This is a genomic window from Niastella sp. OAS944 (assembly GCA_024809215.1).
GTDB lineage: Bacteria > Bacteroidota > Bacteroidia > Chitinophagales > Chitinophagaceae > Niastella.
Genome location: JANUBW010000012.1, coordinates 1 through 14,507 on the forward strand (window position 1 = coordinate 1; position 14,507 = coordinate 14,507).

The window sequence follows — 14,507 nt, forward strand, 5'->3', positions numbered from 1 at the left end:
CTCAACCTGTAAAGCAACTTCAGGATTACCAAATACCTATGTATAGTTGCTTCAGGATTTATTCTTCACGTGTATAGCTATTTCCGGACGAGACACGTGTCTTTTCTTCGGGACTGAGTTTATCCTTCTTCGCCCCACGTTCGTACATTCTTCGCAAGTTGTTCGCAAATTTGCGAAGAAGCCCCTAAGCATTCCCGAAGCAAGTACGAACAATTTGCGAACAAAGATGAGCTGTAAAGCTTTGCTACAAAGTGTCCCACGCTTTCCGCAAAAAGCGCAACCAGTTACCATGCATAATGGCTTCAATGTCTGCAGGGGCATAGCCGCGTTTTGCCAGTAATGTGGGGATCTTTTGCAGATCTGCAATGGTTTCCAGGTCGTAGGGCGATTGTTCTTTACCAAAAGCGCCATCGAGGTCGGTGCCAATGCCTACTTGCCGGGCATTGCCTGCCAGTTGGCAGATATGGTCCAAATGGTCGAGCATTTTTTCGAGGTTGCAGTGCATGCCTTCAGGGGTAGATTGCTGCCGTACCCAGTTAGGCACCATCATCCAGGCATCGAGCGCCCCGCCAATAACGGCATCTCTTTCTATCAATGCCCTTATCATATCATCACTGAACTGGCGGTTGTGATCAACCAGCGCCCGGCAATTATTATGACTGGCCCATACCGGCCCTTTAAAGATATCCAGCGCATCCCAAAAGGCATCATCGCACAAATGCGTGGCATCGAGGATCATATTTAACCGGTCCATTTCCCTTACAAGTTCTTTGCCCATGGCATTCAACCCACCGGTAGCATCGGTACCGTTGGCGTAGCGACCGGGGCCATAGTGGGCCGGACCAACCGCGCGCAATCCGTATGCCTGAGCAATTTCAAGGTGTTTTAGTGTAACAAGGGAATCGGCCCCTTCCAGGCTCAGGATATAGCCGATGGGTTTATTATCATTGGATTCGCCATTCAGCCACAAAGCCAGATGGCTTTCGAGACCGGTTTTGTTTTTTATCATTACCATTTCACCCGCGGCTTCCATGGCTTTGTACCAGGCCAGCTGTGCCTGCGTTTGCGCCCATGCCTGTTCGGGCGAATGCCAGCCGGGCAAAAGATTATCGGGCGCCACATATCTTGCAATTTGTGTGGCTACTACCAATCCAATATTTCCCTGTCGTAATTCGGGCAAGGCCACTGTGCCTTTGGCCCTATCTGGTTTATCAGTTAATCCGGTCTCACGTTTGCGAATGTCCATAACCGGCTGCCGCAGATCGCGGTTCCATTCCATGGCATTCATACTCAGATCGAGGTGTGCGTCTATAGTAAACATGCTAAGTTCTTGCTTGTGGATTTTGAGTTCTAAAATTGTTGTTACCAGTCGCCGGTTACCAGTTGCCAGGTTCGCGGCCAGGCAGGTAATCATGAATTATATAGCGAGTTTCGAATTGAAGCCCGGAAACCGGCGACCGGTAACTGGTAACCCGCTTCTATCATTATCTAATAATTCTTCCCGACGAACCAGTCTGTATAAATTGTTCTACCTCCATCTTAGAGACAATCGCCCAGTCGCCATGAATGCTTTGTTTTAAGGCACCGCAGGCAGTGGCAAATTCAATAATGGCCTGTGGCTGCAATCCATTCATCAACCCATATAACATACCGGCGGTAAATGCATCGCCTGTACCTATTTGATCAGTGATAAATGGTAACCGGTATGCAGCAGAAAAATAATACTGGCCGTCGAGCATAAAAGCGCTGGAATAAATATGCACCGGTCCATCTGTTTTTCGAAAGCTCATGCCCAGCGTTTTCATATTCGGCAGCTGTTTTTGCAATGCTTCACTACATTGTTTGAACCGGTCTTCCAATGAATCATTTACATCAGTATTGATGCCATAGTATACGGCTGCGGAATCCAGGTCGGCCACTACAATTTCACTGGGCTCTAATAAGGCCGGCATAATATCGGCCGCCTTCCTGCCATATTTCCATAAAGTGCTGCGATAATTGAAATCGGCTGAGATGATGACGCCGTTCTGTTTGGCTGCTGTAATTGCTTCAGCACATACGTCCGCGGCACTTTGTGACACTGCAGGCGCCACGCCCGACCAATGAAAATATTGCGAATCGCTAAGCGACTTTTTCCAATCAATCATACCGGGTTGCAGCTCTGCATAAGATGAGCCAGCCCGGTCATAGATCACCCGCGTTGCACGGATATGATTACCCGGCTCGGTAAAATAAAGGCCCAGCTTCTCGCCCCCATATATAACATGATCGGTAGCTACACCATGACTTTGCAATTGCTGAATACCGGCCAGTGCAAGATCATTTTGCGGAACACGGGTAACATACCTGGTAGTAACACCCAGGCGCGATAACAACACACACATATTGGCTTCTGCTCCTGCATAGTATGCTTTGTACTCCTGGGTCTGTAAAAAACGTTGCGATCCGGCGCTGTGCAACCGCATCATAAATTCGCCAAATGCGGTTAACTGAACAGGACTGGGTGTCATCATCATTCATTGCATTTTCAACAATTATAACCCAAATTCGGCAGTCGGCAATCGGCAATCGGCAATTTCGCTCATCCTCAACCTCGCGTCAACTGGTTAACTCGTCAACTTGTTAACTTGTCAACTTACCAACTCAAACATAGCTTCGATCTCCACCGGAATATTATCAGGGAGAGAACCGAAACCCACGGCGCTGCGAACGCCGATGCCGTTCTCTTCGCCCCATATGGCGGCAAACAATTCGCTGCAGCCATTAATGACATAAGGATGCCGTTCAAAATCGGGCGTACAATTCACCATACCCAGCACTTTTATAACCCTTTTTATTTTGTCAAGACTGCCAACATGCGTGCAGATCGTTGACAACATGGTAAGGCCAACCTGCCGCGCTGCCAGCTTACCCTCTTCCATATTCAACTCACTTCCTATTCTACCAATAATAAGGGTCTTATCGTCCCGCACGGGCCCGTGGCCAGATAAATACAGGTATTTACCATCGATAAGAAAAGGTTTGTACACTCCCAGTGGTGTGGGGGCAGGAGGTAATTTCAATCCCAGTTTTTTGAATCTTTCTTCTGCGTTCATGTGTTCGGTGTTTGTAATTTATATTAACCTATTGTGGAATTCAGGATCATTACACCAACCAGTCCGGCTACAGCTACAATTGTTTCCATAACCGACCAGGTCTTTAAGGTGTCTTTTATGCTCAAATTGAAATATTCTTTAAAAAGCCAGAACCCCGCATCATTTACATGCGAAAACAATAAACTGCCGGCGCCTACTGATAATACCATCAGATTGGCATTCACCGATGTTTTAACTAACAAAGGCGCAATGATGCCTGCTGTTGTTAATCCCGCCACTGTAGCCGAGCCTACACAAATGCGAATGATACCTGCCATACACCAGGCCAGTACCAACGGGTGCACAGGCCAGGTTTCCAATGCAGACGCTATTTGTTTGCTTACGCCGCTTTCTGTTAACACCTGTTTCAATGCACCTGAGCCGGCAATGATCAGCAGGATCATACCAACATCCTTAACCGCATCGGCATAAATGGCCATCACCGATTTCATTGACCGGCCACAGCCAATGCCTAACGTAAAAGCAGCCACTAACACAGACACCAACATGATCAATGCTGGTTCGCTGATAAGGGCTAGTACCCCTTTTACTGAATTATTATTCTTTAAGAAATAATTCAACACAGTGGTAGCTGTAAGCAAAAACACCGGCAACAAGGAAGTGAAAAAGCTATTGGCCGTTCCCGGCAACTGTGTTTTATCAATTGCCTGCGGCTTAAACAGCTCCAATGGTTCAGACTTTATATTCCCCACAATTTTTGAAAACAGTGGACCGGCAATGATAATGGCCGGAATGGCAATGAGCAATCCATATAATAATGTAATACCCATGCTGGCCCCAAACTGTGTTACCAGTGCAGTTGGCGACGGGTGTGGCGGTAAAAAACCATGCGTTACCGATAAAGCCGCCAACATAGGCAGGCCAATATATACAGCAGGTAATTTATACTGATATACAACGGAAAAGATCAGCGGCACCATCAACACAAATCCTACCCCATAAAACAAGGGAATGCCAATGATGAACCCGGTGATCATTAACGCCCATTGCAGATAGCGAACGCCAAATGCGTGCATCAACACGGTAGCAATTTTTTGTGCAGCGCCACTTTCTGCTACCAGCTTGCCCAGCATGGCACCCAAACAAATGATGCTTACCAATGACCCCAATGTATCGCCCATACCCTGCTGCACAGCCGACATAATTTTTTCCGCCGGCAGTTTCAATAACAAACCTGCCAACAGGGAAACTATCAAAAAGGCCAGAAAAGCATTCACCTTTCCCCAGGTTATAAGCAGGATGAGTATAACAATACAAAGCAATACGATTAGTATGGACATTTCTTACTATTATTTTTTATTCAACCACAATTTCATCGATCAACAACAGCGCATTACCCCCGGCGCCATATTCACCCGCAGGTATTACGCCCTTGTTGGTGCCTATCACTTTTATATATTGCACCTGTACTGGTGTTACGGGTACATCCACTTTATTGATGCCATTGACAGGAAATGAATTTTGCCGGTATAGTTCCGTATAATGTTCGCCATCTTTTGATGCCAGCAACTGCAGGGTAACCGGGGCCCACATACGCTGCCAGTGATAATTGAGCACTTGCAATGCCAGGTGTTGCACCGTTTGCTGCTTACCCAAATCGATCACTGCCTCCAGATCATTTCCGCTAAAGCCCAGCCACTGATTATCGTTATACCGGTTGCTGCCAAACAATCCATTTACAAGGGTTGTATTACCGGGGTTGAACCGGTCAATAGGTTTATTCAGCAAAGTTACGGTGGCGCCCACTGCTTTATGTATACGAAATGATTGCTGAAACAACCGACCTGTAGGTTGATGTTGTCTGTTAAAGAGCAATGCCTTTACTGTACAAGTATTTTTAATTTCAATTGCACTGGTATATAATGAACTTTGTATAGTAGGCACCGTATTATCGGTTGTATACCTGATGTCGCTGCCGCGTGCAGCACTTTGCAAATTTATTTGCAAAACATTGTTTTGCACAGGTACCGCAGTGTAGGTGATGTCATCAAAATGGGGGTCGTAATTAATTTTCTGGTGCTTCAGCAGCGATGCTTCTCCACGTAACCGGTTCAGGAAATTCTCATAATTGCGTTTTGATTTCGGTGTCCAGGCCAGCTCGGCCAGCGCCAGCGCGCGGGGAAAGATCATATAAGCAGCCTGCGCTTCACTGGTGTAATACTCGCTCCACGCCTGCCCTTCTACTCCCGCTAAATAAGTTGTTGTTGCACTATCTGCATTTCCGGCCAGCGGTTCGTACCCATATACTTTTTGCAACGGCGTAAAACCACCGGCTGCCAGTGGCTCTTCAGCATATAAGGATTGGTAGTAATCAAAATAGCAATTCGTTTCAGGAGTCATGATTACGGAATGATGTTGTGCTATAGCTGCCTTGCCACCCTCCTCGCCACGCCAGCTCATAACAGTAGCGTTAGGCGCCAATCCGCCTTCCAGTATTTCATCCCAGCCAATGATCTGCCGCCCTTTACTGTTAACGTATTGCTCCATGCGTTGAATGAAATAGCTCTGCAACGCATGCTCATCGGGTAAGTGCAGGGTTTGTTTACGCTGCTGGCATTTTGCACAAACCTTCCATCTTGTTTTGGGGCATTCATCACCGCCAATGTGAATATATTTTGATGGGAAAAGCGTCATAACTTCATCGAGCACATTTTGCAAAAACACAAAGGCGCTATCGTTGCCTGCGCAATACACATCATCAAACACACCCCAGAATGTAGCGGTAGTATAAGGCCCACCCGTACAACCCAATGTTGGGTACGCCGCCAGTGCAGCGGATGCATGTCCGGGCATTTCAATTTCAGGAATGATGGTTATATGCCGGTCTGCCGCATACTGCACCACTTCTTTTATTTGTTGTTGTGTATAGTAACCGCCATACCGTTTGCCATCGAAACGATGAGGCAATTCTTTTTTATGGCCTATCAATGTTTCATTGCGCCAGGCGGCTACTGATTGCAACCTGGGATATTTTTTTATTTCTATCCGCCAGCCCTGATCGTCGGTCAGGTGCCAGTGAAAAGTATTGAACTTGTACAGGGCCAGCCAATCGATGTACTTTTTTATAAAGGAAACCGGGAACAAATGCCGGCTTACATCAAGCGCCATTCCTCTATATGCAAAACGCGGATCATCGTTTATGGTATAACACGGGACTTCGATACTGCCTTTTCCGGCTTGCCACAATTGTCGTAGGGTCTGCAATCCATACAACACGCCACTGGCATCATGCCCAATACAACGGATCGATTTTTTATCTACATGAAGCAGGTATCCTTCTTTATGTGGAATGCCAGTGGAGTCGATGGACAGGGAAATAAAGTTATTGCCGGGCGTTATAGTAGTTTTTGATAATGGTTTATTTCCATAGGCCAGCACATAGCCGTTTAACAATCCGGCCATTTTGTTCAATGCGCTATCAGTTACCACAATTTTTGTAGTGCCATCTATTATAAATGATCCTGTTGAAGGTGTCATTGTTACTGGTAAAGGGATCACAGCGGGCAATGCCTGGCTGCCGGCCTGTGCCAGCGCCCATAATGGCATTGCAATCAATAGTACCTTCGCCAAGAGGTATGTACGTATACACTTCATAACTTAGGGGTGCCCCAATTTTTTATCTCCATCTAATTCAATGCCGCTGTATTCTGCCACGGCCTTATATTCATACTGTCCTTTTTTCAACCCACTGACCGTACCTGAAAAATTTCCATTTTTATCAATGGGTACGGTAGCCGATCTTATCCAGGGGCCGGTGTACAGGTCTTCAATTTGACCGTGATACGGCCGGTAATAAAACCGGGCCTTCACTGGCGTGCCCGGTTTAAAGTTTAGCACTTTACCCGACAACACCATGGCTGTTGCGGATGAACGGGCATCTAACGTTACCACCTGTACGGGTTCAATGGCAGGTTGTATATTTTCAATTTTTATAACTACCGGGTTGGGCCATTTATGATCGTCGTAAATGCGTTGGGTACGAAAAACCGACACTACCAGTCCGGTATCTGTTTGCCTAAATGACGGGCTCACCTTTTTACCGGGTTTGTATTCCTGAATAATACCATTTTGTCCCAGCACACTGATTGCCGTATTGGCTGTTGCTTTTACCGAATGAAGTGTAAAACTTTTTTGATCCCCTTCTATCCAATCAGGTAAACCGGTAACCAGGGCATACAGCGTTTGTTTGTTAGCAGTTGTAGTGAACCAGATATTCTTCTCCCGGCTGATCACCCATGGGTGCACATTGTCAACCGCTTCCCGGTTTATAAAATACCAGGCCGCCAACTCCCGCAATCTGTCCTCCTGCTCCCCTGCCAATTCTCCATTGGGTTTGGGACCAGTGTTCAATAATAAGGAACCGCCTTTGCTTCTGGCTTCAATCAGCAATTCAATCAGGTTAGTACCCGATTTGTATCTTTCATTTGTAGGTTGAAACTGCCAGGCCGTACCAATGGTAATACACGATAACCAGGGTTTTTGAATGGTTACACCCGGCAACATTTGTTCCGTTGTTTTTAACGCGCCTCTGGTTATCAAAATGTCTGGTTGCAATTTCCAGCAGGTGGCTTTCACAACTTCTTTCGGTTCGCCATCTATGAACAGCAGATCTATCTTTCCATAGTTGGTCATCAACTCTTCACATTGAGTACGGGTGAACTCGTCAAACTCCTTTTTTACTGCATCGCTCATTACTACGTTATCGCGACTGATAAGCATATTATGGGTATGCAGAAAATTAAAATCCTCGGGTGAAAAATAAAAACCTACCTGTAGCCCCGCCTTGCGCGTAGCTTCAACAAATTCTTTCAACAGGTCTTTATGGTAGGGCGTATTCATGATGTTGAAAGCGGTTGTCTTCGTATCCCACATACAAAACCCCGAATGGTGTTTGGTAGTGAACATGATGTATTTCATGCCAGCCAGTTTGGCAAGGGCAGCTATCTCTTCCGGATTAAACTTTGACGGATTAAATGTTTTTGGCAACTCGTTAAAATACCGGTTCACATAGTCGTCAGATGCGCCTACCAGCGAATGACTGATCACAATACCCAGCTGCGCATCTACACTGAAATGAATGAACAAACCGCCCGCCGAATTGCGCAACCACTCTTCGCGTTCCGGTTTATTCAGATTATAATCACTGGCTTCTCCATCCTTCACCACATCGTGCTGTGCCCATGCCATTATACATTGTACGATACAGATTAAAACAACGATCGATCTTTTCATGCAACTCTTTTCTTTTTTGAATGCTTATTAAAAGAGGGCATAGACATACCCTCTTTGTTACACTTAAAATCTACTTGAAATTTGTATGAGAACTCTTTCCAATAGGCAATAGGCAATAGACAATTGGCAATTGGCAATTATGATTCAGAGGGCTTAGTTTTGCCAATTGCTTATTGCCTATTGCCATTTGACTTACTTATCCCACCAGATATGGGTTAACAGATCATTTGCTCCCTGCCGGGCTATAGCAGCCTGATAAGAATCGCCATTAAGGGTTTGCTCGGTGGTTGGATACAACATTCTTCTAAAGAACCTGCCCCCCGTTGCATTGCCTGCATAATTATTGGGCACCAATGCGGGGTAACCCGTACGGCGGAAGCTGGCAAACACCTCCTGCGCATCAGGGAAAATGCTCACCCAGAACTGGGTATAGATCTGTTTCATTTGATCATCGAAAGAGCCACCGGTGTTCAGCGGATTGGCCGCTACATAATTGTCGATAGCAGCCTGAGCAATAGTTCCGTCCTTGCCACCAATAATAGCCCATTGCCGCATGGCAGCCTGAATACCCTTTTGATACAGGGAGGTGGCAGTAGAGCCACTGTACCAACCTCTCAACGCTGCTTCTGTTAACAGGTAATATGATTCTGCAGCTGTAAACACCAGGCGCGGCGAATTCATTAACAACAGTGTTTTAGGGTTAGGCTCTGAATAGGTAATAAAATCAGCAGGCTTGGCATTGGCCAGGGTGGCCGGCATACCTTTCGCCAGCGTTACCGATGTATCGGGCACCTTGTTATTCCATACAACAGCCATCATCGGTAACCGGGGATCGTTGGTACTTTTCAAATAAGAAATGAAAACATCGTGGTATTTGCCCCCTTCCGTATTCTTGTTGCCATCCTGGGCAATGTAATCGCTGTTCCACAGGTTAAATGCCAATGGGTTTTTATTGATATCCTGGCCGGCAGCCAAATAACTCATTTTGGCAATGTCTGCATCATCTGTGATCACGCCACCGGCAATGGCTTTGGTGACCCAGTTCTTGGCGGCACTGGCATCAACTTTTGTCATGCGCATACCAAGGCGCAACATTAAGGAGTAGGCGAATTTTTTCCACTTATCAGTAGCACCGCCATAGATGAGGTCAGATGCGCCAAAAGTTATTTTATTAGATGCATCGAGCATTTTCGCTGCTGCATCCAGTTCAGATAACATGTCGGCATAAATAGCGCTTTGCGGATCATACGCTGGTTTAAAGAGAAAAGAATCATTGCCCAACCCCGCCTGAAAGTATGGAATATCTCCGTACAGATCGGTTAGGCGGCTGTAACAATATACCCGCCAGATCCTGGCTTCTGCATACAGATTCACCTGCGATGGTTCATCTTTAACTGCTTTTATCACAATGCCCAGTTCGTTGATCTCTTTGGGATAGGCATCGTCAAATGCCTTATACGTTTGTGAGATCTGGGCGGCATTATATTTTGACCCAAAACCAGCCACATCGTTATAACTGGTGGTATACTGCATAGTGCCTAACAAAAAGTTCAGCATATTGGCGGTACCATCATACTCAGCTTTTGTAAACACATATTGTGGATATACTTTAGCCGTAGTTTCGGGATTGGTATTGATGTCTTCAAAATTCTTGTCGCACGATTGCAGTGACAACATGCCCATTAACCCCAGTAAACCACCTGCATATTTTATTATATTTTTCATATTGTTCTTCTGTTTAGGTAATTATAATTTAATGGACAGGTTAAGGCCATACGATCTGGTACGGGGCAACCCAATTGATTCAAAGCCCTGCGCATTGCTGTTGGTAAAGCTTTGCTCAGGATCGAAGTTTTTGGTATCCCTATACAAAATGAACAGGTTGCGGGCCACAAATGAAATGCTGGCCGCCTGAATCTTAGCCAACTTTATTTTGCTTACAGGGATGTTGTAAGAAAGAATTACCTGGCGCAGTTTTATGAAGCTGCCATCGTGCAGGAACAGATCTGAATATACTTTATAATTATCGTAGTAGTTGCGCAATACGCCGCCGGCCTGCGTTATGGTAGTATCGTACGGCGCGCCGTTTTGGTCAACACCTTTTAACTCCAGGCCTTTATCGCGACCGGGCAACGTGCTTTTTAACTTGCCCATCCGCGTAGCATATACTTCGAAAACAGAGAAGATCTTGTTGCCGAATTTTCCATCGAGCAGAATGTTCAATCCCCAGTTATGATATTTGAATTCATTGGTAATACCCATAGTATAGGGCGCCACGCTGTTCCCTAATGGCATCAGGTCGCTCATTACCGGCAGGTGATTGCCCCGGTTAAAGATCACATTGCCCTGCGCATCTTTTTTCATAGTGGTGCCCACAATAGTTCCATACGGCTGGCCCTTGATGTGTTGTAAAAAGGCCCAGTTACCAACGGAGTTGGCTATTTGAACTGAGCTTAAGCCGGGCGCCAGGTCCACTACCTTGCTTTCATTCCAGGCAAAATTGTAGCTTACATTCCAGCTGAAATTAGGGCGGCTGAGCGGCTTGCCGGTCAACAATACTTCAATACCCCTGTTCCTTAATTCCCCAACGTTCATGATCACGGAATTATAGCCCGAGGTACCAGAGATACTTGTTTTAACTATATCATTGGTGGTTTGGCGGTTGTAATAAGTAAAGTCGAGCCCTAACCGGTTATTGAATGTTTGCAATTCAAAGCCGCCTTCATAGGTAGTAGATGTATACGGTTTCAGGTCGGGGTTAGGGATATAGTTCTGCTGGTTTACATCCTGTGTTACGTTCAGCAGGGGCTGGCCTGCGCTGGCCACATTGCTATACGTTTGATAGATGGCATAGGGATCAGGCGCGCCACCACCCACCTGCGCCCATGAGCCGCGCAATTTGGCCAACGTAATAAAGCCGGGCAGTTCAAATGCATCGGACAGTATTAAGCTGCTACCAACACTGGGATAAAAGATATGGTTGTTCTTTGTACTTAAGGTAGAGAACCAGTCTTCACGTGCCGTAAAGGTCACAAAGAACAGGTTTTTGAAATCAAGGTCGGCTGAACCAAAAACCGAATTGGTAGTAGATCGCTGTGTAACGGGCCTGGTAGTAGAAGATGCTAAGTTTGAAACACTATAGAAATACGGAATGATAAATTGTTTACCGGTAATATTTTGCTCTTTGTTTGCAAACCTGCGGGAGTTGCCCCCTACCATGGCGCTCAACCCAAAATTTTGGGCAAACCTGGTGCGGTAAGTAACATTCAACATGCTGTTGGTTTCAGACAGATCCGATTTCAACCCCACATATTCACCTAACGGCGTATACAGCGCACCGGTTGGCAGCACGTTTGTATAATTATAGTTATAAAAATCACGACTTACAGTTCCTTTTATTACCAGGTTTTTTATAAGCTCATATGAAATAGATGCCTGGCCAATAAAGCGGTTCTTCACATCATCTTCCTTCCATTTGTTGATGACAAAATAACCGTTGGAGGCAATGGCGGCATCGTTCCAGATGGTTTCATTACCGGCTGAATCGTAACCGGGTTTTAGCCAGCCTACATCAGCAGTGTTAGCAATTTCAAGGGGCGTCCAGTTGGGATTACCCAATGCGTCGCCCGCACCTGTACGGTTATGTCCCTGCTCAAGGTTGTATTGCGCCAGCGCTTCGATATTTATTTTGGAACCCACTTTGCCATTGAGGGCCACATTAAACGTTTTTCGTTTATACGTGGTGCCGGGCAAAATACCCCTGCTGTTGAGGTCGGCCATTGAAAAGCGGTAATTGAAATTATCGCTGCCACCTACAAAGGCCAGGCTATTGGTAAACGTGGTACCGGTTTGATAAAAATTCTGAAGATTATTTTTCTGGGCAACATAGGGATGGGTTTTTCCATCTACGCCCATATAATTGGTAGAACCATCGATGGGGGCGCCCCATGATTTTCTTCCCGATGCCTGCGCATCAGACAAAGTGGTGGGCATAACCCCATCGAGCCCCTGGCCATATTGATACTGAAAATCGGGAATTACGGCTACATTATCCATGGTGAGGGTGGAATTATATTCAACCCCAAGGCCGCGTTGCGCCTTTCCTTTTTTAGTAGTGATAAGAATGACCCCGTTACTGGCGCGTGAACCATACAATGCGGCAGCAGTACCGCCTTTCAACACCGTGATAGACTCAATATCATCAGGATTGATGCCTGCAATACCATCGCCTTTATCAACGTTGCTGGTGGTACCATTTACCGTGGGGGCGCCGCCAGGCACGGTATTATCGAGCGGCATACCATTAATTACATATAAAGGCTGGTTATCGCCGATCATGGAGCCATTACCGCGGATGGTAACCCGGCTTGAACCGCCCGGACCGGTTGACAAACCTGCCGCATTTACCCCTGCAATTTTACCAGACAGGGCGTTGGCAATATTGTTTTCACGAGCCTGGGTGAATTCGCTTCCTTTTACTTCTGATACGGCGTAAGCAACCGCTTTACGGTCTTTCTTCATGCCTAATGCAGTTACCACCACATTATCGAGCATATCGCCGGTCCCTGCTTTTAAGGTTACAGATACCGGCCCCTGCGTGGGATCAACGGTGATGAGCTTTTTTTCATAGCCTACCGACGTAACAGATAATTGAAATGTGGAAGACTGAAGACTGACAGGAATGTTCAAAGCGAAGTTCCCCTTTAGATCTGTGGTAGTTGAAGTAGAACTTTTACCGGAAGTGAGGGTTACCGATGCATTGGGGATGCCTGTTTGGTCTGCTTCATTTTTAACCACCCCTCTTAACAGGGCAGATTGCGACAGACCTGTAAGCGAGATCAGCAGATGGAAACATAGCAGCAGGCTGCCCAAAGCAATAGTGTTGACTCGTTTCATAAGCGTTTGAGTTGAGTAGAAATGTTTGGTTACGTTGCAAATTCTGTTACAATTTAATAACAAAAAGAATACAAACTGCAAATTATTTGCATTAAATGAAATTATTTCTGCAAATAGCTAGAATAATTAAATCTTGTAATAGCGAGTACATACCAATTGCAAAAGATCGCTTATCTAGCTGTAAGTCAATGGTGGCAAGAAAGGTGTCGTAAATTATTTGACATTGAAGAAGGGTGTAATTATATTTGCAAAATATTTGCACCTGCCGCATTATTGCAAGGGTTGCAGAAACAGACGCACTAAGATTTGTGGCCCTTAGGATCGTTTTGTGAAAATAAAATGTTGCAACCCTTGAATAAGCTTACTTATTTCGTGCTAAAAGTTTGAATTTTGTCAATTGAAGACCTATCCCAATCTCATTAATGCGTTAACAGATTATGGTAAACAATAACCCAAATACGCCAGCGCCGGTTGCCTTGCAAAAAAAGGAAAGGAAGAAACTGATCATCAAACAGGTGAATATACATACCCGTTTAATGTTTACCGACCTGGTAAAACTTATAGATGTATCAGAGGATACCATCCGGCGGGATGTGAACGAACTTGCCGAAGAAGGACAGGTGATAAGAATAAAAGGCGGGGTAATGTCTGCAGCCTACCATATTGGCCATGAATCACAAACCTACTCACAACAACACAAAGAGATCATAGCCGATAAAACCCTGCAGTTATTAAGGGAAGATATGATCGTGCTCATCGGCGGCGGCACTACCATCAGAGAGTTTATAAAAAAGATCCCGCCCACTTTACGTGCTACGTTCATTACCGTGAACGTGCTTACGGCAGTGGAACTGCTTGATAAACCAATGATCAAAACCATTGTCATCGGCGGCCAGATCTCTACCTATAGTCAAATGACCGTAAGCGGCGAAGTGTTTCAATACCTCAGTAATATTAAAGCCGATCTGTGCGTGCTGGGCATAAATGCTATTGACAGCAAAAGCGGCCTTACCGATTCTGACTGGGAAACCATTCAGGTAAAAAAAGCCATGATCAACGCTGCTGATAAGGTGGCTGTGCTCACCATTTCTGAAAAAATGAATTCGGCAATGCAAATGAAAATTGCCGATCTGAATGAGATCGATTATTTAATTACAGAACTGCCACCCGATCATCCTGAACTGCAGGCTTACAAAGCTAAAAACCTTACGCTTTTATAGAAGT

General features: G+C 45.6%; 9 protein-coding genes. 1 reads left to right on the forward strand and 8 read right to left on the reverse strand.

Going from position 1 to position 14,507, the window contains the following annotated elements; translation table 11 throughout:
* Window positions 1-244 precede the first annotated feature (244 nt).
* The 8 genes from GGD38_RS32780 to GGD38_RS32815 all read right to left on the reverse strand — a co-directional run bounded on the left by GGD38_RS32780 (window position 245) and on the right by GGD38_RS32815 (window position 13,283).
* Window positions 245-1,321: a dipeptidase gene (locus GGD38_RS32780; RefSeq protein WP_375302325.1), complete on the reverse strand. Its 1,077-nt coding sequence runs from the start codon at window positions 1,319-1,321 to the stop codon at window positions 245-247.
* A gap of 163 nt (window positions 1,322-1,484) precedes the next feature.
* Window positions 1,485-2,516, reverse strand: a complete 1,032-nt coding sequence (locus GGD38_RS32785) for a PfkB family carbohydrate kinase (RefSeq protein ID WP_375302326.1) — start codon at window positions 2,514-2,516, stop codon at window positions 1,485-1,487.
* Between the two features lie 114 nt (window positions 2,517-2,630).
* Complete coding sequence (locus tag GGD38_RS32790) at window positions 2,631-3,095, reverse strand: RidA family protein (RefSeq protein ID WP_375302327.1); 465 nt, start codon at window positions 3,093-3,095, stop codon at window positions 2,631-2,633.
* Window positions 3,096-3,118: 23 nt separating this feature from the next.
* Window positions 3,119-4,435: a gluconate:H+ symporter gene (locus GGD38_RS32795; protein WP_375302328.1), complete on the reverse strand. Its 1,317-nt coding sequence runs from the start codon at window positions 4,433-4,435 to the stop codon at window positions 3,119-3,121.
* A gap of 16 nt (window positions 4,436-4,451) precedes the next feature.
* Window positions 4,452-6,725, reverse strand: coding sequence for a family 20 glycosylhydrolase (locus GGD38_RS32800; RefSeq protein WP_375302329.1), 2,274 nt, complete (start codon window positions 6,723-6,725; stop codon window positions 4,452-4,454).
* 27 nt (window positions 6,726-6,752) lie between these two features.
* Window positions 6,753-8,387, reverse strand: coding sequence for an alpha-L-fucosidase (locus tag GGD38_RS32805; protein ID WP_375302330.1), 1,635 nt, complete (start codon window positions 8,385-8,387; stop codon window positions 6,753-6,755).
* A 192-nt stretch (window positions 8,388-8,579) separates the two neighbouring features.
* Window positions 8,580-10,112, reverse strand: coding sequence for a SusD/RagB family nutrient-binding outer membrane lipoprotein (locus GGD38_RS32810; protein WP_375302331.1), 1,533 nt, complete (start codon window positions 10,110-10,112; stop codon window positions 8,580-8,582).
* 21 nt (window positions 10,113-10,133) lie between these two features.
* Window positions 10,134-13,283: a SusC/RagA family TonB-linked outer membrane protein gene (locus GGD38_RS32815; protein WP_375302332.1), complete on the reverse strand. Its 3,150-nt coding sequence runs from the start codon at window positions 13,281-13,283 to the stop codon at window positions 10,134-10,136.
* A gap of 437 nt (window positions 13,284-13,720) precedes the next feature.
* Here GGD38_RS32815 and GGD38_RS32820 point away from each other — a divergent pair, with 437 nt between their 5' ends.
* Complete coding sequence (locus tag GGD38_RS32820) at window positions 13,721-14,503, forward strand: DeoR/GlpR family DNA-binding transcription regulator (RefSeq protein ID WP_375302333.1); 783 nt, start codon at window positions 13,721-13,723, stop codon at window positions 14,501-14,503.
* The last annotated feature ends 4 nt before the right edge of the window (window positions 14,504-14,507 follow it).